Source organism: Vibrio sp. D173a (assembly GCF_030248475.1).
In genome coordinates this window covers 1-22,772 of record NZ_JAHGAH010000278.1, presented here as the reverse complement: position 1 = coordinate 22,772, position 22,772 = coordinate 1, and the positions used below count along the sequence as shown (strand labels likewise).

General features: G+C 44.0%; 16 protein-coding genes and 2 pseudogenes. 15 read left to right on the top strand and 3 right to left on the bottom strand.

The genetic code is table 11. From position 1 onward, the window contains the following. Positions 1-145: 145 nt before the first annotated feature. The 11 genes from KIV40_RS24010 to rmf all read left to right on the top strand — a co-directional run bounded on the left by KIV40_RS24010 (position 146) and on the right by rmf (position 17,920). On the top strand, positions 146-811 hold the full coding sequence (locus KIV40_RS24010) for a hypothetical protein (RefSeq protein WP_285351691.1): 666 nt from the start codon (positions 146-148) through the stop codon (positions 809-811). Positions 812-1,043: 232 nt separating this feature from the next. Continuing rightward, complete coding sequence (gene pepN, locus KIV40_RS24005; RefSeq protein WP_285351690.1) at positions 1,044-3,650, top strand: aminopeptidase N; 2,607 nt, start codon at positions 1,044-1,046, stop codon at positions 3,648-3,650. Positions 3,651-3,716: 66 nt separating this feature from the next. Next, a complete protein-coding gene (locus KIV40_RS24000) occupies positions 3,717-3,935 on the top strand; it encodes a DUF2835 domain-containing protein (protein WP_005532375.1) in 219 nt (72 codons plus the stop codon). 199 nt (positions 3,936-4,134) lie between these two features. Next, the gene (locus KIV40_RS23995; protein WP_285351687.1) at positions 4,135-8,976 is read left to right on the top strand and encodes an NAD-glutamate dehydrogenase; all 4,842 of its coding nucleotides are present in this window, start codon (positions 4,135-4,137) and stop codon (positions 8,974-8,976) included. A gap of 305 nt (positions 8,977-9,281) precedes the next feature. Further along, the gene (gene pyrD / locus KIV40_RS23990; RefSeq protein WP_285351686.1) at positions 9,282-10,292 is read left to right on the top strand and encodes a quinone-dependent dihydroorotate dehydrogenase; all 1,011 of its coding nucleotides are present in this window, start codon (positions 9,282-9,284) and stop codon (positions 10,290-10,292) included. A gap of 165 nt (positions 10,293-10,457) precedes the next feature. Next, entirely contained in the window at positions 10,458-11,000 is a 543-nt protein-coding gene (locus KIV40_RS23985; RefSeq protein ID WP_285351684.1) for a cell division protein ZapC, read from the top strand. Between the two features lie 513 nt (positions 11,001-11,513). Beyond that, entirely contained in the window at positions 11,514-13,637 is a 2,124-nt protein-coding gene (gene rlmKL, locus KIV40_RS23980) for a bifunctional 23S rRNA (guanine(2069)-N(7))-methyltransferase RlmK/23S rRNA (guanine(2445)-N(2))-methyltransferase RlmL (RefSeq protein WP_285351683.1), read from the top strand. An 18-nt stretch (positions 13,638-13,655) separates the two neighbouring features. Beyond that, complete coding sequence (locus KIV40_RS23975) at positions 13,656-13,907, top strand: glutaredoxin family protein (protein ID WP_285351681.1); 252 nt, start codon at positions 13,656-13,658, stop codon at positions 13,905-13,907. Beyond that, on the top strand, positions 13,885-15,804 hold the full coding sequence (locus KIV40_RS23970; RefSeq protein ID WP_041055880.1) for an ABC transporter ATP-binding protein: 1,920 nt from the start codon (positions 13,885-13,887) through the stop codon (positions 15,802-15,804). Before KIV40_RS23975 ends, KIV40_RS23970 begins: the two co-directional genes overlap by 23 nt. A gap of 7 nt (positions 15,805-15,811) precedes the next feature. Beyond that, the gene (locus tag KIV40_RS23965) at positions 15,812-17,575 is read left to right on the top strand and encodes a DUF3466 family protein (RefSeq protein ID WP_285351678.1); all 1,764 of its coding nucleotides are present in this window, start codon (positions 15,812-15,814) and stop codon (positions 17,573-17,575) included. A gap of 171 nt (positions 17,576-17,746) precedes the next feature. Further along, a complete protein-coding gene (rmf, locus tag KIV40_RS23960; protein WP_005532367.1) occupies positions 17,747-17,920 on the top strand; it encodes a ribosome modulation factor in 174 nt (57 codons plus the stop codon). A 141-nt stretch (positions 17,921-18,061) separates the two neighbouring features. Here the strand turns inward: rmf and fabA are convergent, their stop codons facing one another. Continuing rightward, positions 18,062-18,577: a bifunctional 3-hydroxydecanoyl-ACP dehydratase/trans-2-decenoyl-ACP isomerase gene (fabA, locus tag KIV40_RS23955; RefSeq protein WP_010647877.1), complete on the bottom strand. Its 516-nt coding sequence runs from the start codon at positions 18,575-18,577 to the stop codon at positions 18,062-18,064. A 70-nt stretch (positions 18,578-18,647) separates the two neighbouring features. Beyond that, positions 18,648-20,288: a Lon protease family protein gene (locus tag KIV40_RS23950; protein ID WP_285351676.1), complete on the bottom strand. Its 1,641-nt coding sequence runs from the start codon at positions 20,286-20,288 to the stop codon at positions 18,648-18,650. Positions 20,289-20,499: 211 nt separating this feature from the next. On the opposite strand from KIV40_RS23950, the gene matP reads away from it, so the two are divergent. The 4 genes and pseudogenes from matP to KIV40_RS35485 all read left to right on the top strand — a co-directional run. Beyond that, positions 20,500-20,949 carry a macrodomain Ter protein MatP gene (gene matP, locus KIV40_RS23945; RefSeq protein ID WP_285351675.1) on the top strand — a complete coding sequence of 150 codons (450 nt, stop codon included), beginning with the start codon at positions 20,500-20,502 and terminating at the stop codon, positions 20,947-20,949. A gap of 10 nt (positions 20,950-20,959) precedes the next feature. Next, positions 20,960-21,271, top strand: a complete 312-nt coding sequence (locus tag KIV40_RS23940) for a DUF3634 family protein (protein WP_285351673.1) — start codon at positions 20,960-20,962, stop codon at positions 21,269-21,271. A gap of 115 nt (positions 21,272-21,386) precedes the next feature. Beyond that, positions 21,387-21,710, top strand: a complete 324-nt coding sequence (locus tag KIV40_RS23935; RefSeq protein ID WP_285351671.1) for a hypothetical protein — start codon at positions 21,387-21,389, stop codon at positions 21,708-21,710. Between the two features lie 116 nt (positions 21,711-21,826). Further along, positions 21,827-22,072, top strand: a pseudogene (locus tag KIV40_RS35485) (hypothetical protein); the annotation flags it as partial. A 127-nt stretch (positions 22,073-22,199) separates the two neighbouring features. Here KIV40_RS35485 and KIV40_RS23930 read toward each other — a convergent pair. Beyond that, a pseudogene (locus KIV40_RS23930) lies at positions 22,200-22,657 on the bottom strand (helix-turn-helix domain-containing protein); the annotation flags it as partial. Between the last annotated feature and the right edge of the window lie 115 nt (positions 22,658-22,772).

Genomic DNA, 22,772 nt, shown 5'->3' with positions numbered 1-22,772 from the left:
GGTTTTATGGAGCGCTTACTGTTGAATAGTGAACTCGGTCGTTTATACGCTTAATTTGCACCAACAATTTACGTGATGTAGATCAAATATTTCGCGAAAACGAGATCTAGAGCCTAAGCTAAAAGAAAACGATAAGGATACCGTTATGAAATGGTTCATTATTTTGCTTAGCGTTTGCTGCTTCAGCGTTTCTAGTGCGGAAACTAACAAGGAAGACGAACTTAGCCACTTTGACACCCCGTTTTTGATCGGGGATTGGTACCTCATGAATCCCAATCCCGACGATTCTTCTGAGAATTTTCGAGCGATTAAGCTGACTTTGGGCTCAGACTACACGTTCTCTATCGATATCCAGAAAAAGGACTACTCAATTGACCATTGGGAAGGGTTGTACAATGCAAATGAAGACACGATTGTGCTAGGGTTGAATACGGACGAACCGCAAATTTATGCATATCGCAACAACCATAACACTCTCGACCTTAACGGAGTGACCTTTACCAAAGGACTTTCGGATGCACTTGCTGGTATTTGGTCCAGTTCTCAGGTTAGTGGTGATGGCATGCTTGCTAACAACATCAATCAGATGGACTTAATCCTCCAGCCGGACTTTGTGTTCATGTTCAGAGTATCGAATGAAAAAGGTGAGGAGTCAGTTAAGCAAGGTGTTTTCTATACCGAAGGCGAGCATTTGGTTCTTTTGTATGAGAATGGTGAACACGGAACACGCTATACATTAAACCAAAATGAACTCACTATTGAAGATTCTAATGGTGATATGTACGCGGTACTCAATCGAGTGACGCCATAAATGATTCATCACCATTATTTCACGCAGGTTTATTAATAGTGAAATATTCTGATGTTGATTAAATGTTAAACAGAAAGCGGATCTAAGCCACTAAAAGCTCCGTTTTTTTATAGAAAGACTTGTATTCTGATACCACAACCCCTACAAATAGCTTATATCGTGATACCAGTAAGAGGTGTTTGAGCCTCTAGTCCTGGTATTTTTGTGGTTCTATATACAAGGATTTATGGACATGTCTCAAGCTCCCCAAGCGAAATATCGCAAAGATTATAAGGCGCCATCTCATCACATTACTGATATTGAGTTGACGTTTGATCTTTATGACAACGACACGATCGTTACCGCAGTATCAAAAGTAGTTCAAAAGGGTGAATCAACCACATTGGAACTAGACGGTGAAGGGCTAGAGCTACGCTCCGTAAAAGTAAATGGTGAAGATTGGTCTCATCATGAAGTCAAAGAAACTTCTTTAGTTCTTACGGATCTCCCTGCTGAATTTGCATTAGAAATCGTTACTAAGATTGACCCAGAAGCAAATACTGCCCTTGAAGGTTTATACAAATCAGGTGGTGCATTCTGTACACAATGTGAAGCAGAAGGCTTCCGCCGCATCACTTATTACTTAGACCGCCCAGACGTTCTTGCAAAATACACAACAAAAGTAATTGCAGACAAAGCCGTTTACCCATACCTACTAAGTAATGGTAACCGTATCGCTGAAGGCGAAGTAGAAAATGGACGTCACTGGGTGCAATGGCAAGATCCGCACCCTAAACCAGCTTACCTGTTTGCGTTGGTAGCCGGTGATTTCGATGTTCTACACGATAAATATACGACAACATCTGGCCGTGAAGTTGACCTAGAAATATTTGTCGACAAAGGCAACCTCGATCGCGCGGGTCATGCAATGACCTCACTTATCAACTCTATGAAGTGGGATGAAGACCGCTTTGGTCTTGAATACGACCTAGATGTTTACATGATCGTGGCTGTAGATTTCTTCAACATGGGCGCGATGGAAAACAAAGGTCTAAACATCTTCAACTCGAAGTTTGTCCTTGCGAATGAACAAACCGCGACTGACCGTGAATACCTTGGTATTGAAGCGGTGATCGGTCACGAGTACTTCCACAACTGGACGGGTAACCGTGTGACTTGTCGTGACTGGTTCCAACTGAGTTTAAAAGAAGGCCTAACGGTATTCCGCGATCAAGAATTCTCATCTGATTTAGGTTCGCGTGCAGTAAACCGCATCGACAACGTTCGTACTATTCGTGGTCCTCAGTTCGCGGAAGACGCAAGCCCTATGTCGCATCCAATTCGTCCGGATAAAGTTATTGAGATGAATAACTTCTACACGCTAACTGTGTACGAAAAGGGCAGCGAAATTATCCGTATGTACCACACGCTACTTGGCGAAGAAGGCTTCCAAAAAGGTATGAAGCTTTACTTCGAGCGCCATGATGGTACCGCGGCAACGTGTGAAGATTTCGTTTCTGCGATGGAGGACGCAACGGGCGTTGACCTTAAGCAGTTCCGCTTATGGTACAGCCAGTCTGGTACGCCAATACTTCGTGTAAACAGTGAATATAATGCGGAAGCAAAAACTTACGCACTAACGGTTGAGCAATTTACTGAAGCAACGCACGACCAAGCAGAAAAACAAGCGCTACATATTCCATTTGATATTGAGCTATACGCACAAAACGGTGACGTGATTCCCCTGGTTATGAACGGTGAATCGGTACACAACGTCCTGGACGTGAAGCAAGATAAGCAGACTTTCGTATTCGAAAACGTCGCAGAACAACCAGTGCCATCATTGCTTCGTGAGTTCTCTGCACCAGTTAAATTGGAATACGATTACAGCGATGATGAACTGATTTTCTTGATGAAGCACGCAACGAACGATTTTGCTCGTTGGGATGCAAGCCAAATGCTGCTAGCGAAATACATTCGTCAAAACGTAACTAACGTTCAAGCGGGTGGTGAGGTTAAGCTATCAGAAGACTTAATCGATGCATTCCGTGGCGTGTTACTTGATGCAAACCTTGAACCTGCGTTTATTGCTCAAGTGCTTTCTCTGCCTTCCATCAACGAAATCACTGGTTGGTACAAGCAGGTTGATATTGATGCGGTAGATACGGTACTGAATAGCATTACAGTGTCACTTTCTAAAGAGCTAGAAGATGAGCTGAGTGCCACTTATCACGCATTAAACCAAACAGAATACAGCATTGCTCACGACGCAATTGGTAAACGGGCTTTGCGTAACCAATGTCTGCAGTTTCTAGCTCACACTGAAAAGGGTAACGAGCTAGCGAAAGCGCAATACGAGTCATCAAACAATATGACGGACACGATAGCGGCCATGAGTGCAGCAAACAGCGCACAGCTTGAATGTCGTGAAGCGCTAATGGCGAATTACAGCAACAAGTGGAAGCACGATGGTCTGGTTATGGACAAATGGTTTGTTCTTCAGGGCAGTAACCCTGTGGAAAACGCACTTGAGAAAGTGAAAGAAACCATGAGCCACGAAGCATTTAGTTTGAAGAACCCGAACCGTACACGTAGCTTGATTGGTTCATTCTTAAACGTAAACCCAGTGCAATTCCATGATAAGTCAGGTTCTGGTTACCAGTTTGCTGGTGAGATCCTTCGTCAGTTGAACGATAGTAACCCACAAGTGGCATCTCGTCTGATCGATCCTCTATTGAAGTTCCGTAAATACGATGAAGGTCGCCAGGCGCTTATTCGTGCTGAGCTTGAAAAGCTTAAAGCGATGGACCACCTAGCGAAAGACCTATTCGAAAAAGTGACTAAAGCACTAGACGAATAATCAACAAAAGAATAGGGTGGTCAGTACGATCACCCTAGTTTTTTGCTCTGATAACAAACCATTCTCATGAACCAGTATTACTTCTCTCTCAACATCCCATATCAAACATTTCTTTCACACTATTCTGGCATAGCAAGCTCTGTACAAGTCATTACTGACAACGGCTTAAGAGTGCAACTAGATGCATCAAAATTTCGACCTTTTCTTACGCAATTAGGTGTTAGAGGTCGTTTTAGACTCACAACTGACCAAAATAATAAGTTTCTAAAGTTAGAAACTCTGTGATGCCCGATATTCCTAGTGAGTTAAACAGGAATCTTAGTCACATAATCAAACATTTCACCTCCTACCACTGCTATTTCTTGTTAAACATTTGTAATTATGCTTTTACAATAAGCGCATGCATTACCTATGCTTAGTTTCGAGGCTCAAACCCGAAATTAAGTCCCCCTACAAAACAACAATTCTAATGTGGAGTGTGAATATGACCGCGCGTGAAAATGTAGTGCCGGTTCTGCTTGAAAAGGTATACCAACTAATTCAAGACAAACTCGAGCTTTCTCACCAACCGCTTGTAACTAAACTTGCTCAACACTTATTTAGTAACATTGCTGATGATGACTTAATTCAGCGAAACGAATCCGACCTTTATGGTGCTGTTGTTAGCCTGTGGCACCACGTCAATGAAAAGAAACCAGAAGATATTTCTGTCAGGGTATTCAACCCGACTGTCAGCCGCCAAGGTTGGCAATCAACTCACACTATTGTTGAAATTGTTGTACCGGATAGCCCGTTTTTGGTGGATTCCATCAAGATGGCGCTAACGCGACTCGACCTTGTTTCTCACTTAATGCTCAACAACCCAACGCAACTAGAACGCGATAAGAAAGGGCAAGTGACGGACGTAAATGGCGAGGGCGGCGTTCTACAATCTTTATTCCACATCGAAGTAGACCGTTTAACCAGTAAAGATGAAATGCAAGCGCTGAAAAATGAGTTGCTAACCATCTTATCAGACACGCGCTTAGTCGTTGATGACTGGAAGCAAATGGTTGAAAAACTTAAGATCGTTACCAACGACCTTGAGAAGAATAAAGATCGTGTTTCAATGAAAACAGATCGTTTAGATGAAACGATCGAATACCTACGCTGGTTAGGGGATCATAACTTCACCTTCATGGGCTATAAGGAATATGATCTTGTTAACGTCAACGGTGACACTGAACTCCAGCCGGTGAAAGAGAAAGGCCTTGGCATGTTTGCTGATGACAGTCGTGTTCGCAGCATCAAGCTTTCTGAACTGTCAGACTCTGCGCGCCTTGAAGCGAAAAAACCTTACGCGCTGATCATCACTAAGGGCAATCAGGCCTCTCGTATTCACCGCCCAGCTTACACTGACTACATTGGTGTTAAGAAATTCGACAAGAATGGCAAAGTGATTGGTGAGCACCGTTTCACAGGTCTTTACACTTCTGCTGTATACAACCAAGCCGTACAAAGTATTCCTCTGATCCGCGAGAAAGTGGATCGTATTCTAGAAGCGAGTGGCTACCGTAACGGATCATACTCGTACAAAGCCCTGCACAATATTCTAGAAAACTACCCACGTGACGAGTTGCTTCAAGCTCGTGAAGAAGAGCTATTAGAAGTGGGGATGGGCGTCGTGCAAATGCAAGATCGTGACTTGTTGCGTCTATTTGTTCGTAAAGACCCGTTTGGTCGATTCTTCAGCTGCATGGTTTACGTGACAAAAGATCGTTACAACACCGAGCTTCGCCGCCAAACGCAACGCATTCTTAAGCAGTACTTCGGTTGCGAGCAAGAAGTTGAATTCACAACCTTCTTCTCAGAAAGCCCGCTGGCGAGAACCCATTACATTGTTCGTGTAGACAATAACAACATTGATGTAGACGTGAAAAAGATTGAGCAGAACTTAATGGAAGTATCGACTTCATGGGATGACCGCCTAAAAGAATCCATCATTGCAAACTTTGGTGAGAGTAAAGGTCTTCCACTTTCGAAAGAGTACATGAGCGCATTCCCACGTTCATATAAAGAAGACATGATGCCAGGTTCTGCGGTTGCAGACATCGAACGCCTAGAAGCGTTAAGCGATGATAACAAGCTTGGAATGTTGTTCTACCGTCCGCAAGAAGAAGCGGCAGAATCGAAAGCGGTGCGTTTAAAGCTATACCACCGCGACGAGCCAATTCACCTATCTGACGTGATGCCAATGTTGGAAAACCTAGGCTTACGCGTGATCGGCGAATCACCTTATGAGATCGAAACAAACAACGGCCAAACGTTTTGGATCTTAGACTTCTCAATGCTGCATAAGAGCGACAAGACCGTTGATCTTCGTGAAGCTCGCGATCGTTTCCAACAAGCATTTGCAGCGATTTGGGCAGGTAACTTAGAAAGTGATGGCTTCAACCGTTTGCTACTAGGCGCTTCACTGTCTGGTCGTGAAATCTCAATCCTTCGTGCATACGCGCGTTACATGCGCCAAGTTGGCTTCCCATTCAGCCAACAATATATCGAAGATACTCTCAGCCATTACCCGGATTTAGCTACGGGTCTCGTTAACCTGTTTGCTAAACGATTCGATCCAAAACACAAGGGCAGTGAGAAAGGTCAGAACGATCTCATTAAGAAGATTACTGAAGAATTGGATCGTGTGGAAAGCTTGGATGATGATCGTATTATCCGTCGCTACATGGAAATGATCACAGCAACGCTTCGTACTAACTACTACCAGTTGGACGAAGATAAGCAGCCAAAACCTTGGTTATCATTGAAGATGAAGCCAAGCGAAATACCAGATATTCCTCAACCTGTACCTGCATTTGAAATCTTTGTGTACGCACCGGATATTGAAGGTGTGCACCTACGTGGCGGTAAAGTCGCACGTGGTGGTTTACGTTGGTCGGACCGTCAAGAGGACTTCCGTACGGAGATTCTTGGACTGGTTAAAGCACAGCAAGTTAAGAACACGGTTATTGTCCCTGTAGGTGCAAAAGGTGGCTTCGTATGTAAACGTCAGCACACTCTAACTAACCGTGATGACATCTTTGCTGAAGGTCAGCGTTGTTACAAACGCTTCATTCGCGCGCTTCTTGATGTTTCCGATAACATCATCGAAGGTGAAGTTATTCCACCGAAGAGTGTCGTGCGTCACGATGAAGACGACCCATACTTGGTAGTTGCAGCCGATAAAGGTACAGCGACGTTCTCTGATTTGGCGAACTCTGTGTCGGATGAGTACAACTTCTGGCTAGGTGATGCGTTTGCGTCAGGTGGTTCTAACGGTTACGACCACAAAGCAATGGGTATCACTGCGAAAGGTGGTTGGGAATCGGTGAAACGCCACTTCCGTGAAATGGGCATCAACTGTCAAACCACTGACTTCACGGCAATTGGTGTTGGTGATATGGCAGGTGACGTGTTTGGTAACGGTATGCTGCTATCTAAGCATATTCGTCTGCAAGCTGCGTTTAACCACATGCACATTTTCATTGATCCAAATCCAGATTCAGCCACCAGCTGGGAAGAGCGTAATCGCTTGTTCAATCTCCCACGATCAAGCTGGGAAGATTACAACGCTGAGTTGATCTCACAGGGCGGTGGTATTTTCTCTCGTCGCTCTAAATCGATTCAACTAACGCCCGAAATCCAAAAAATGTTGGGCACGAAGAAAGCGTCTTTAGCACCCAATGACCTGATTAAGATGATCCTGCAAATGGAAGTGGATCTGCTTTGGAATGGTGGTATCGGTACGTATGTTAAAGCTTCTAGCGAGACACACACTGACGTTGGCGACCGTGCAAACGACGTACTCCGCATCGACGGACGTGATTTAAAAGCGAAAGTGGTTGGTGAAGGCGGTAACTTAGGCATGACTCAGCTTGGTCGTATCGAGTACGCAAGCACAGGCGGTCGTGTAAATACGGACTTTGTGGATAACGTTGGTGGTGTAGACTGTTCGGACAATGAAGTAAACATCAAGATCTTCTTGAACGGTCTCGTATCAAATGGCGATCTAACGGTTAAACAACGCAACCAGATTCTTGAATCGATGGAAGACGAAGTGGGTGAGATCGTATTGGACGATGCATACCGCCAGTCTGAGTCTATATCTGTGACAGAGCAACAAGGTGTTGGCATCGTTAAAGAGCAAATCCGCTTTATCCATACAATGGAGAAGGCAGGGTACTTGGATCGTGCTCTTGAGTACATTCCAGACGATGAAACCTTGATTGAGCGAGAGAAACAAGGTCTTGGTCTGACACGCCCTGAGCTTTCGGTTCTGGTTGCGTACGGTAAGATGGTTTTGAAAGAGCAATTGGTCGCTGACGAAATTGCAAATGACGAATTCCACGGAAAACAATTAGTTGCTTACTTCCCAAGCGAGTTACGCCGTAACTACAAAGATCAAATGGTAAACCATCCACTGCGTGCTGAAATCATCGCAACAGCGCTGGCAAACCAAATGGTTAATGAAATGGGCTGTAACTTCGTGACTCGTCTTCAAGAAGAAACGGGTGCGAGCGTGGTTGATATCGCAAATGCTTACAGTGCAACCCGTGAAATCTTTGAACTGGAAGATATTCTCAAGCAAACTCGTGCACTAGATAATGTTGCAACCGCAGAAGCTCAATATGAGATTATGTTCTACGTACGTCGCGCATTACGCCGTATTTCTCGCTGGTTATTACGTAACCGTAGCGGTAAAAACACAGTAACTGAGCTCGTTGCACTATATAAAGACGATGTTCACACTATTACTGAAACGCTGGACACCATGCTAGTTGCATCAGAAGTCGAAGAGCATAACGAACTTGCTCAGAAATGGATTGAGCGTGGAGTAGAAGAGAAGCTGGCTCATCATGTGGCTCGTCTTTCTAGCCTGCAGTCAGCACTGGATATCTCAGCAGTGGCAAGTGAAACAGGTAAAACCGTTGAGCAAGCTTCGAAGCTTTACTTCAACTTAGGTGACCGTCTATCACTTCACTGGTTCTTGAAACAAATCAATGGCCAAGCGGTAGACAACAACTGGCAAGCTCTGGCGCGTGCGGCGTTCCGTGAAGATCTTGATTGGCAACAACGTCAATTGACAGCTCAAGTTCTAACTTGTGGTTGCTCAACAGAAGATCTAGACGTAATGCAAGCACTCGAAGATTGGATGACAACGAATGAGCTGTCATTGCACCGCTGGGAAAGCATCTTGAATGAGTTCAAAGTTGGTTCCGTTCATGAGTTCGCTAAGTTCTCTGTAGCGCTTCGAGAGTTGGTTCTACTCAACTTAAACTGTTCTTCAAACGAATAGGGTAAGTCACTTTAGCAAAAGCCTCGCAATCGCGGGGCTTTTTTATGTTCAAATCACTTATAACGACCCCAAAATAGTGACACTATAACACCAAGTTTAAGTTTTTATGACATGAAATCGTTTGCTTTTAAAGAAAAAGCTAGCAATTTTGCACAGAGAATAGTGCGATAATTAACTGTTTTTATGAGAAAAACTAAAATAAGACGTACTATTTTGCTGAATTCAATCATTTTCATTGAATTGCGTTGAAAAACAGTAAATAATATTGACCCGTTTACACGGGGCTTTTTTCTTTCGGAGGCACAATGCTTTACCGTCTAGCCAGAACTGGCTTTTTCCAACTTGATGCCGAAAAGGCACATGATCTTGCAATCAAAAACTTCCAACGCTTTAACGGCACCCCTCTCGATCTTTTCTATCGTCAACAATTACCAAATCGTCCAGTAGAATGCATGGGACTTACATTCCGTAACCCAGTGGGTCTTGCTGCAGGTTTGGACAAAAACGGCGAATGTATCGAAGCGTTTGACGCTATGGGCTTTGGTTTTGTCGAAGTTGGTACTGTTACACCTCGTCCTCAAGCTGGTAACGACAAGCCTCGCTTGTTTCGCCTAGTTGAAGCGGAAGGTATCATCAACCGTATGGGCTTTAACAACCTAGGTGTGGATCATCTGGTTGAGAATGTGAAAAAGGCAAAATACAACTGCGTTCTTGGTATCAACATTGGTAAGAATAAAGACACACCAATTGAGAACGGGGCAGAGGACTACCTGATTTGTATGGAAAAAGTGTACGAGTACGCTGGTTACATCGCCGTGAACATTTCGTCACCAAATACACCAGGACTTCGTTCGCTTCAGTACGGTGAAGCGCTAGATGAACTGCTATCTGAACTCAAAGCGAAACAAGCTGAACTTACAGAGAAATACGGTAAGTATGTACCGCTTGCGCTAAAAATCGCACCAGATTTGAGTGACGATGAAATCAGCCAGATTTGTGAGTCTCTAATTAAGAACAATATCGACGGCGTAATTGCGACAAACACAACGCTGGATCGAACAGTCGTTGAAGGTATGAAACATGCACATGAAGCGGGTGGCCTAAGTGGACGTCCGGTTCAATCTCGCTCAACAGAGGTTGTTCGTAAACTTCACCAAGAACTTGGCGATAAACTTCCGATCATTGGTGTCGGTGGTGTTGACTCTTACGTTGCTGCGAAAGAGAAAATGATGGCTGGCGCTCAACTTGTTCAAGTTTATACAGGTTTTATCTACCACGGCCCAGGTCTCGTACGCGATATTGTTAAAAATCTATAAGAATAATCGCTAAATTGTTGAGAAATCGACGCTTGTTACTAAAAAAAGAGGAATTCGTTTCCTCTTTTTTTTTGTCCGTTCGTTTGTAAAATTTAAAAATCATGAGTAGGTAATTAAGCGTCTTACCTCTTACTACTGTTTAACTAGTCACAAGAGAACGGAATAATGCTTAAACCCAGCGACAAATGGAATTGGTATTTTGACGAGCAGAAAGCTTGCCTAATGCTGGATTTAGGGGAGGAGATGATTTTCCAAACCAATCTATGCCGTAAGCTGTTGGTCAATTGCGCCTTCTCAGACAATGAATTCACCGTTGATGACGCAAGCGCGTTCCAAACGTACAACGAACGAATCCGTTGTCTCGACATCAACGAATACCGTCAAGCCGAACTTACGCTTTATTGCGTAGCAGCGAAACGCTTTCACAAGCCAGTCCAGCCTAAGAGCTGGTTCTTCGATGCTCAATGTGATGGACATGAGCCAGAAGAAGGGGACATGGTCTTCCTAACAAACCAATATTCTGAAGGTGTGTTCGTCGTCCTAGAGCCTGGTGAAACATCAAGTCTGTGTGCTTATGTTGGACAAGAAGAATTCCTGCTAGACGGCAACAAAACGCTCCAGTTTGGACAACCGATTAAAGTAATGCATGATCGCATGGTGTGTGCTAATCACTTATTCATGATGGCACCTATGGCGATGGTGGGTTAGTTTCCTTTTGATTTTTTCTTTATTTTCGTTCCTTTGTTTGCATTAATCGACAGCATTAGGTCGATTTTTTTTGCCTAGAATTTTTCCAAATCTCTCCTAGTACGCGCCTCAAACTCCCCCCTAGGTGAGGGGGTTTCATATCTCATATATGAAATCCCCTCACTTTTATTCCAATTTTTTCAATTTAGCTTTTCCTTAAATTAGGCAATAAGACGCTTAATATTTCACCCTTTATTCCCCTATACATTGTTTTTGTAAGTAAATTACACACCAAAAGCCACTCTGGTATATACCAATTTTAATGTGAATAAGTATTTACTTTCGCCACAGACTGCATTTTTACGATAAGGTGATAAGGAGACGTATTCTGTTTATGAAGGTGATGTGATCTGACTTTCAGTTGGTGAGATTGGTGACTGTTTGCGCTAATAAAGCGAAAAAGCCTTTAAAAACGAGGCATTGATCGTAAAGTCAGGTATAATTAAAACCATTTTTTATCGACGAAAGAACACTATGAATCAATATCTCGCGGTAACTTCAAACGGCATGGAAAACTTGCTTGCAGAAGAGCTGACTAAACTAGGCATTGAAAACGCCAAGCCAGTACAGGCAGGCGTTAAATTTAAGGCGACGAATAAACAAATTTACCGTTGCTGTTTGTGGAGCCGTTTGGCGTCTCGATTTGTACGTGTTTTATCGGAGTTTACCTGTAACGACGACATGGACCTTTACCTGTCGACGTCTTCAATTAACTGGGTAAACCAATTCCACAGCTCAAAGCGTTTTGTGGTTGACTTCAACGGTACCAACCGTGAAATCCGCAACAGCCAATATGGTGCAATGAAAGTCAAAGATGGCATCGTTGACTGCTTTGAGAAGAAAGGACTTCCTCGTCCAAACATCAGCAAAGAACGCCCAGATATTCGCGTTCACGTTCGTCTACACAAAGACAAAGCGATTCTTGGTGTCGACATGGTAGGCAGTGGTCTTCATCAACGTGGCTACCGTCCAGAATCTGGTCGAGCTCCGCTGCGTGAAACACTCGCAGCCGCTATTATCATGCGTTGTGGCTGGGATGCTTCTCAACCACTTCTAGACCCAATGTGTGGTTCTGGTACGTTGTTGATTGAAGCGGCAATGATTGCAGCGAACATGGCACCTGGCGTTAAACGCAAACAGTGGGGCTTTGAAGTACTAGAAGACTTTGAACCAGAGCTTTGGGCAGAGATTAAATCAGAGGCAAATGTACAGGCTCGACGTGGCGTCAAAAAAGTTGACGCTAAGTTTTTCGGCTTCGATAACGACCCGAAAGTACTGAAGGTTGCTCAAGACAATGCTCGCAGAGCTGGTGTTGAAGAGCTGATTACCTTTGCACAAGGTGATGCGGCAACCATCACTCGTCCGGCTGGCTTCGAAGCTGGCGTTATCGTTTCTAACCCTCCTTATGGTGAGCGTCTTGGTACTGAGCCAGGTTTGATTGCGCTATACACAGCATTTGGTGGCCAGTTAAAAGCTGAGTTTGGCGGTTGTAAAGCGTCTATCTTCTCTAGTTCAGACGAGCTACTAAGCTGTCTTCGTATGCGTGCAGACAAACAGTTCAAATTGAATAACGGTGCGTTACCGTGTCACCAAAAGAACTACAACATTGCAGAGCGCAGCGCTGATGAAGTGAAAGGCGCGGACACTAATGTTCAGATCGCACCTGACTTTTCAAACCGTTTGAAGAAAAACATTGGCAAGATTGGCAAGTGGGCGCGTAAAGAGAAACTAGACTGTTACCGTATCTACGATGCGGACCTTCCAGAATACAACGTGGCTATCGACGTTTATGGCGATCAAATCGTGATTCAGGAATACGCGGCGCCTAAAAACATTCCTGAAGAAAAAGCTAAGCGTCGTTTGACGGACATTATCCGTGCAACGATTCAGGTAACGGGCGTAGAAGCGAACAAAGTTGTACTTAAAGTTCGTGAGAAGCAGAAAGGCCGTAGTCAGTACCAAAAACTAGGTCAAGTTTCAGAGACACTTGAAGTTAACGAGTACGGCGTGAAGCTGATCGTAAACCTTCACGATTACCTAGACACTGGCTTGTTCTTGGATCATAAGATCACTCGTCGTCGCCTTGGCGAAATGGCACAAGGTAAAGATTTCCTTAACTTGTTTGCTTACACTGGTAGTGCAACAGTACACGCTGCAGTTGGTGGTGCGCGTTCTACAACCACGGTAGACATGTCTAACACTTACCTGAACTGGGCGAAAGACAACATGCAGCTAAATGGCTGCGTGGGTCGCCAGCATCGTTTTGAGCAAGCTGACTGTCTACAGTGGCTTGAGAACGCAAAAGGTGAATACGATCTTATTTTTATTGATCCACCGACATTCTCTAACTCTAAGCGAATGGAAACGTCGTTCGACGTGCAACGCGACCACATTAAGCTAATGACAAACCTTAAGCGCCTGTTGCGTGCTGGCGGTACGATTGTTTTCTCGAACAACAAACGTCACTTCAAGATGGACGAAGCAGGGCTTGCAGAACTGGGCTTAAAAGCGCAGAACATTTCTTCTCAAACTCTGCCATTGGATTTCTCTCGTAACAAACAGATTCACAACTGCTGGCTGGTTACGCACGCAGAATAGGGACGGAACAGCAAAAGGATGTTGAACGTGCTAACACTTTACAGCACAGAAGGATGCCATCTCTGTGAGATGGCGTTTGACCTAGTTGGTCAGATTGGTCTCGCCGAACAAACTAACATCGTAGACATAGCGTTCGACGATGTTCTCTTTTCTCGTTACGGCGTCACGATTCCCGTATTAAAATATCATGATTCTGAGTTGAACTGGCCGTTTGACTTAGAACAACTCACACATTGGTTGGATAATAATGGCATTACTTACCATTCATAACGCGCAACTTGCATTTGGTGACCACCCATTGCTAGACAAAGCGGAGTTCGCTCTTCAAGAAAACGAACGCGTTTGTTTAGTTGGTCGTAACGGTGCAGGTAAGTCCACGTTAATGAAAGTGCTTGCCGGCGACATTTTGTTGGACGATGGCAAGATTCAAATCACTCAAGACGTAGTTGTTTCTCGACTTGAACAAGATCCACCACGTAATCAAGAGGGTACGGTTTACGAATACGTATCTGGTGGTTTAGCTGAAATCGGCGAACAGCTGAAGATATACCATGATCTTCTCGATCTTGTCGCTCAGGATCCAAGTGAAAAGAACATTAATCGTCTTGCTAAGATTCAAGAGCAGTTGGATCACCTAAATGCTTGGCGCTTTGATGATCGTGTAAAGAACGTTCTTGGCGCTTTAAAGCTAAGCCCGGAAACCAAACTGACGGACTTATCGGGTGGTTGGCAACGCAAAGCCGCTCTGGCTCGTGCTCTTGTTTGTGACCCCGATGTATTGCTTCTTGATGAGCCTACTAACCACCTTGATGTGACCACCATCGAATGGTTAGAGAACTTCTTAAAAGACTTCAAAGGCTCGATCATCTTTATTTCTCACGACCGTGCGTTCATCAAATCAATGGCGACACGCATCGTAGACTTAGATCGCGGTCAATTGGCTTCTTTCCCTGGTAATTACGATCAATACCTAAATGACAAAGAAGAGATGCTTCGTGTAGAAGAAATGCAAAATGCTGAGTTCGACAAAAAGTTAGCTCAAGAAGAAGTGTGGATTCGTCAGGGGATTAAAGCGCGTCGTACCCGTAATGAAGGTCGTGTTCGCGCCCTTAAGAAGCTTCGTGAAGAACGTCGTGACCGTCGTGAAGTGCAAGGTAAAGTTAACCTTAATATCGATGATGCATCGCGTTCAGGCAAGATCGTCTTTGAAGCTGAGAACGTCTCTTTTGCTTTTGAAGGCAAAAAGATCGTGGATGACTTCAGCTTCAACATCATGCGCGGTGATCGAATCGCTCTGATTGGCCCTAACGGCTGTGGTAAAAGTACGGTTCTCAAGTTGTTACTAGGCCAGTTAGAGACACAAGGTGGTCGTCTACATTGCGGCACAAAGCTAGAAGTGGCTTACTTCGACCAGTATCGTGAAATCCTCGATCCTGAAAAGACGGTTATCGATAACTTAGCGGATGGTAAGCAAGAAGTGATGGTGGGTGGCCGTCAACGTCACGCATTGAGCTACCTACAAGATTTCTTGTTTGCACCAAAACGTGCCCGTACGCCAGTAAAAGCGTTATCCGGCGGTGAAAAAAACCGTTTGTTGTTGGCTCGTATCTTATTGAAACCTAACAACTTGCTTATTCTTGACGAACCAACCAACGATTTGGACATCGAAACGTTGGAACTTTTAGAAGAAATGCTTGCCAATTATCAGGGTACGTTACTGTTAGTGAGTCACGACCGTGAGTTCGTAGACAATACAGTAACAACTAGCTGGATTTTTGAAGGTAACGGCGTAATCGAAGAGTTCGTTGGTGGTTATCACGATGCTAAACAGCAGCGTGATCAAGTTCTTGCTTCACGCGGTCAGGTTGAAAAAGCAACGAAGAAAGAGAAAGTGGTTGAGGAAACTCCCAAAACTACGCAACCTAAGAACAATTCGAAGAAGTTATCGTATAAGCTGCAAAGAGAATTAGAGGCTCTTCCAGCTAAACTAGAACAATTAGAGTCGGATATTGAGACGCTACAAGAACAAGTGAATGACCCAGAGTTCTTCACTAAATCTGTAGAACAGACTCAACCGGTATTGGAACAGCTCGCTGCAGTAGAGCAGGAGTTGGAAATCGCATTCGAGAGATGGGAAGAACTCGAAGCAATGCAACAGGACAGTTAAGAATTCAATGAATTGTAGTAACAAATTCAAATTAACCGCCGTCGCGATGATGGTTGGTACAGCAATGAATGCTAATGCAGCATTGTATCAGGTAATAGAAGTTGTCCCTCAGATTGATGGAAACACTATTGATACTGAAACGGCACAAACCTCATACGGTGTCGCGATACAACAAGGCGACGTTCCATTTGCAAAGGGTTGCTTCGATGGTTCTGCTGGTTGTAGGCCGGAAGAGTTCAAACTTGCACTTGAGACTCGTTCTACACCTATCTCGGCAGGTGAAGCTGTAGATGGTGTTAGCTATCGTGAAGAAGTGCCTTTCGCTATGGATTCAGGTTTCTATTACGTTCAAGAGTACGATGACTTTGAGCGATACTGTTACAATGAACGTCGTTACTCAACATGTGAGTCTTGGGCCTCTATACATTGGAATCCTTGGCAAAAAGAAGCATTTAAAAAAGATTTTACTCCAAATGCACTAGCTTATGTTGAGGGGGATGTACCCAAAACAATCGATTCTTCAGCGTATACAAATGAATACAATAATATCATCAACAGTCTGACTAAAGACGGTGAGCCCGTGGGTAACCAGAGTGTTGTTGATCAAACGGTAACCCCTCCGGTAGTAAAAACTCGAAATACGATAGTGGCACCTGTTATTCCTGATATTACGACAGAGGAAAAGCAAGCAGAGGTTGTCCAAAGCCACGCTTGGCATACCGATAGTACATTTACTGTTGGTAGCGTTTCGAGAAAAGCTTCTAACACAAATGGGACTCACCATACCTCTAAAGCAGCCATTTGGGATGAAACGCGAACCATCGTAGAAATCCCTTGGCTGGACGGCGTTCCAGAGAAAGATGGTGAACGCCTTGCTCAAGGAAGTATGCGAGACCTCGTTGTCGATGCTGATACAAACGTAATCTATGGTGTAGGTTATAACACTTGGCGCGACGACAACTACATGAATGCAACAGTGTTTGTAGGAAGTTTAAAAGCAGATACAGATGCGAAAAATATCAAGAACTATGACTGGAAAAATGTGTTGGTTGACGGTGCACAACAACGTATTGATGGTGACACAGTCCACTCAAATTCCCGTTTAACGGATGTTAACTCTAACTTTGTCGCGATTGGTGAAGCTAAACGCTCTGGCGCTTACCTAATGCCGACAGGTTCTGCGCCGAACCGTTTGTTTATTGTAGACGACGTTACTGCAGATTCTGTTAGTGCATTCTACCCAACAACCGACATTTTCTTTAGTGGTGCAGGCGGTCATATGGGGGCTATCAACTCTTACAATGAGATTGTTGGTCAGCTAGATGCTGAGACTACTCGTGAAGAAGAAGGTAAGCCTCGTCGCAAACGTGGTTTTATTTACCCTTACACTAAAACAGGTGAAGCCGTGAGCCAGCGTGCGAAAGACTTGTTTAAAGGTAAACCATGGTTCTTGGATAACCTAACGAACGGTGGTGATTACTCAGCGGACAACAACGCATTCCGTATCATCAATGCTACAGACATCAATGATGCTGGCGTGATCTCGGCAACCGCGATGAAGTGTGAAGGCGGCTATAAGAGCACACAACATAATGCGTCGTGTGATGGGACAGAAAAAATCGTTGCAGTTAAGCTTATGCCTATCGCTGGTGCGACTTCTGCAGATATTCAGAAGCGAAGCGTTGAAGAGGAATCAGCCGAACGTCAAGGTGCCGGTCTTGGTTGGTTGGCTTTGACCATGCTGGGCTTCTTCGGGTTCCGTAGAAAATAGTCAGTAATTTTTAAATCAAGCAGAGGCTCACAGAAATGAGCCTCTGCTTTTTTTATGCCTTGAGAAAATGCGTAATTTGATCGATTCTTGTAAGTGGAGTCATAAAAACTCCACTAAAGTTTCACAAAAACAGTAGTACGTTTGTAAATGGACCTGTATGAGGAATTAACTATGAAGAGACAAAAGCGTGATCGCCTAGAACGAGCTCAATCTCAAGGCTACAAAGCTGGGTTGAATGGGAGGTCTCAAGAGGCTTGTCCGTATCAACAGATTGACGCTCGGTCGTATTGGTTAGGTGGTTGGCGTGATGCCAGAGATGAAAAACAATCTGGTCTCTACAAATAAACTCTCCACATACAAACAGAAGGATTTGAAAAGGCTCGTTAAGAGCCTTTTCTGCATTTGTAAGTAGCTATACCCAAGTGACTTCAAGACTAAAAAAGGCCCCTTTGAAAGGAGCCTTCTTGAATACTTCAGAGTAGGAGATTAGAAGCTTGAGGTGTCTTGGAACAAGCCTACTTTTAGATCTTTTGCTACATAGATTTCTTTGCCGTCTACACATACACGGCCATCAGCTAGACCCATTACTAATTTACGGTTAACAACACGCTTCATGTGGATCTCGTAAGTCACTTTTTTAGCTGTTGGTAGGATTTGACCCGTAAACTTCACTTCGCCAACACCTAGAGCGCGTCCTTTGCCTTTACCGCCAACCCAGCCTAGGAAGAAGCCAACAAGTTGCCACATTGCATCAAGGCCAAGACAGCCAGGCATTACTGGGTCACCAGGGAAGTGACAATCAAAGAACCAAAGATCCGGAGTAATGTCCAATTCTGCTAGGATCAAGCCTTTACCGAAATCACCTTCAGTCTCAGACATTTTTGTGATGCGGTCCATCATCAACATGTTTGGTGCTGGTAGCTGAGGGCCTTGTGGCCATAGTTCGCCTTGGCTAGAAGCTAGAAGATCTTCGCGGGTGTATGAATCACGTTTGTTTTGCATTATCAATTACTCCAATTTTTGATAGCTGCATCTTAGTGAACACGTGTACGCTAAACAACTCCGATCAGTACTAGACAAACCAGTTTTTGATGCGCTCCACAATTCCTTCTGGATGCTCGTGTCTTTCAAAGTTTTCAATACGTTCGGCTATCTTACCGATGATGCTGTCGTCTTCCCCCCGGAATGGCTTAGACATCAGAAGAGGAATCGCTTCATCAACAGTAGAAACAGACCAAATGTGGAACTCACCATTCTTAATGCTTTCTATGACATCTTTATGTAACGCAAGGTGCTTTAGGTTAGTTTTCGGCATAATCACGCCTTGCTCACCTGTGAAGCCTTGGTGCTTACACACTTGGTAAAAACCTTCGATCTTTTCGTTCAAGCCACCGACGGCTTGCACACGACCAAATTGGTCTACCGCGCCAGTCACCGCGATCTGCTGATTAACTGGAGATTCAGACAGGGCACTTACCAAACAGCAAAGCTCCGCTAAAGAGGCGCTATCTCCATCTACTTCACTGTATGATTGCTCAAAAACAATTGACGCAGAGTAAGGTAGAGGCTCATCTAAATTCAACGCCGAGCTCACAAATGCTTGCATGATCATCATACCTTTAGCGTGCAAATTGCCACCAAGCTCCGCTTTACGCTCAACATCTGAAATATCGCCATCACCAAAGTGAATAACACAAGAAATACGCGCAGGTTCACCATAAGAGACCGGATGTCCAGCCATATCAATAACAGTAAGACCGTTAATTTGGCCTACTTGTTCGCCAGTCGTTTCAATGATCACTTGTCCATCAAGAATGTCATCAACTGCACGCTGTGGTAGGTACGACTCGCGGTAATATTTATCATCAATGGCCTGATCAATATCGTCGAATTCGATAACCGATGAGTTTGAATATTGGCTAGCAAGACCTAATAGCTGGTTGTGCCACATGACACCGAGCGGTAGATAGTGTTGATCTTCTGTGTAGCGCATCCCTGCAAGAATTAATCTTCTGAACGCTTCATTGCTCAATGCAGGATGCTGGTACTTCTGGCAAATCCAGTTTACCAAACTAATGTAATTCCTCAGGTTTTCTTGAGATAGGTGGATATCTTCTTCAACCTCTGTATACATCGTCAGGCCTGCAGAGAAGTCTTCATCGACATACTCGATTTCGGCCAACTGGTTTCGGTCACCGGTAATGATCAGTTTTACATTGTATTCTTGCGGCGCAAAAGGCGATGAAGCAATTCGATTTGGAGTAAGATTAATTGGAGCAAAGCTTCCACCTTGAACCGCAGCTTTGATGTTTGGCCAGCGTGCAGCATTCGCAAGCACCAAGTTCGCAGGAATAACAAGATAGCCGCCATGTGCTTTGGAAAGTAAGCCAGATTCAAACGTCGCTTGACCATCTTGGTTCACACTGTAGCGATCAAACAACTCTTTAGCATCGAGTGACTCTATTGCAACAACAGGTGCTGAGGTTTTAGCCTCCAACACTTCGCTAATGAAGCCTCGGTAAATCGCATTATCAGTGCAATTCACCAATAAAATGCGAGTTAATCCTTGTACACGCGTAAATCGCTCAGTGGTTGCTTCAAGCCTCGGCTGAAGGTCAATGAAAGGTTTTGCTGGGAGAGAAGTGGCGTTGCGTAAAATCTCTTCGTACTGTTCAAAAGAAGGGGTGACATCTTGCCAGTTAACTTGGTTCATTCAAATTCATCTTAATTTAATCTTAGGGCCATTATAGCGAAACGGCGATCAACTCCCTAGCGACAATTTGACCAATCCAAAAATTCTGCAAATTCAGTTGATTAAACCTTCGACAAATGAGTGATCAACATCGATACTTTTAGGAGTTTTAATTGCCGAACCTGCACAGTTGGGTTACGCTGTCACCATACGTGCATTGAGGGTCAGAAGGATGAAATATCAGCAGCTTGAAAATTTAGAATGTGGTTGGAAATGGAAGTATCTCATTAAAAAGTGGAAAGATGGTGAAGCCGTTACTCGATACATCGATACAAGCGAAGCCGATGCTGCGATTGCTGAACTTCGTAAACTCGAGCATGAACCTACTCAAGTTCTTGCTTGGATTGAGAGCCACATGTCAGAAGAGCTTGATAACAAGCTGAAACAAGCGATCCGTGCAAAGCGTAAACGTCACTTCAATGCGGAGCAAGTCCACACAAAGAAAAAATCCATAGATCTTGACTATCGAGTGTGGGAAAAGCTCTCTAACAGAGCAAACGAGTTAGGTTGCACACTATCCGATGCCATTGAGTATTTGCTGTCAGAAGCATCTCGAAGCGAGAAAGCGAGCATGAAGGTATCATCGTTGAAAGAAGACTTGAGTAAATTGTTGTCCAGCTAAGGAGAATCATATGCTTTACGTAATATTGATTGCTGCTGTTGTCATTTTTTGGCTTATCGCTGTAGATAGACCGGTCCTAAAAGTTAAGTTCGAAAAAGGGCACATATCGAAAGTGAAAGGTCATATACCACCTTCTTTTAAACACAACCTGCAAGACATCGCCGAGCATGCACCTTTCGATGGTGAGATAAAAGTCTACAATCAACGCACTGGGATGCGTTTAGCGTTTTCCAAGGAAGTGCCGAAAAAAGTTCAACAACGCATTAGGAACGTTTTTCCTCATCAAGGTTTTAAGTCAACCAAAGGCAAAAAACGCGCTTAAGCAAACTATCAATTACTTATTCGTGTTAGACGGGACGCATTAATTGCGTCCCGTTTTTATATCAATAAAGTCAGTGAGTTAGAGTTGTATTTTTACTAAATCGAAAGGAAACTTCATGCGCTACACCGTCACTTTTTTGTGTTTTTTATTTGGAATTTCTGTTGCTACAGCCGATGATTCTGAGACGAATCCCGTAGCGAAAAAAATTAAAGCGGAGTTGCAGAAGAAAACTGATAGAGAATTTGATGGTTACCATGGGTATTGTGACCTGGTGATTGAAATGGAGCACAAAGGTAAAAGTGCAAAGATCAAGAGGGTAAAAAGTAGTGGGGATAAACGCGTATGCCAGTTCACCAAATCAAATGTGAAAATTGGCAAACGTTATCTCTATAAATTCTCTGAAAAGTACATACGACTACACATAACAACGGGCAACTAGCATTCACTAATCATAGTTCTATGATCGAAACAAGTCGAACTTAGACATGCAAAATGGCTAGCTAGTATGAACCACCAAGTGGATCAGTCGCAAGTGAATAAACTCCTCAGTTTACGAAAAGTGCAGAGCATATTAAAGTTGCCACTCTAGAAGACATAGAAAACAAACCGATCTTAGAACGCAGCATCTATGGCGCAGCAATAGCACAGGCTAGGGCATATGCAATATACGACAGCTTATCGAGAAGCGAAGTGTTCGCAGAAAAACACAAACCATTTTGGTTTGCTAACGTTCAGATCTCAGGAGGAGCGCTATCATCCATTAGAATGAGCGCTCCAGGCAAGATGACTCTTATGATATAGAAGAGTTACGATGTCACAAAACTTCAAGCGACCAAGTCTGGTCGCTTTTTTATTAGTTTCTGTTATGAACACCTAGAGCTATAGTGACGGCGTAACATAAGGAGTATGAGGCTATATCGGTAACGGAGTAACTCAGGCGACCAGTCGCATCATCGGTGAAGACCAGTAAACAACATTTGTCAGTGCGTCCTTCAAACCAATCATGGTGACGAGCTCGCCTAAACAATCACGTCGGTAACGAGGTTGGTAAACTCGGGGCTTGCGTATAGAGTGTGGGACCCAAAGTCCGTCGGCGATCATCCATTGACGTAACGTTTCATTAGAAATGGGTAAGTTATGGAGCTCAATAAGTTTTTCTCTTGCTAACGTTGGGGCAAAATCCGAATAGTGTTTACGAACAAGCCTTAAGATAGTCTGACGATAATCACTCGATATACGATTATTACTGGGCTTGCCACGAGCACCGTGCACCAAACTGGCCGCACCGGATTCTCGCAAGCGGTTCATTAAACGCTGCACTTGGCGTTCACTCAAGTTTAAGATCTGGGCAGCATCCGAACGTCGTAAGCGACGATCTATAAGAATGAAGTTAGCGGTTGAACCTAAAAAAGAGACATTTTAACTTTGCTAAAAAGTGACATTACAACTTTGCGCCTACATGCCAAGTGCGCATTATATGTGTTATGTTAAATGGAATGTC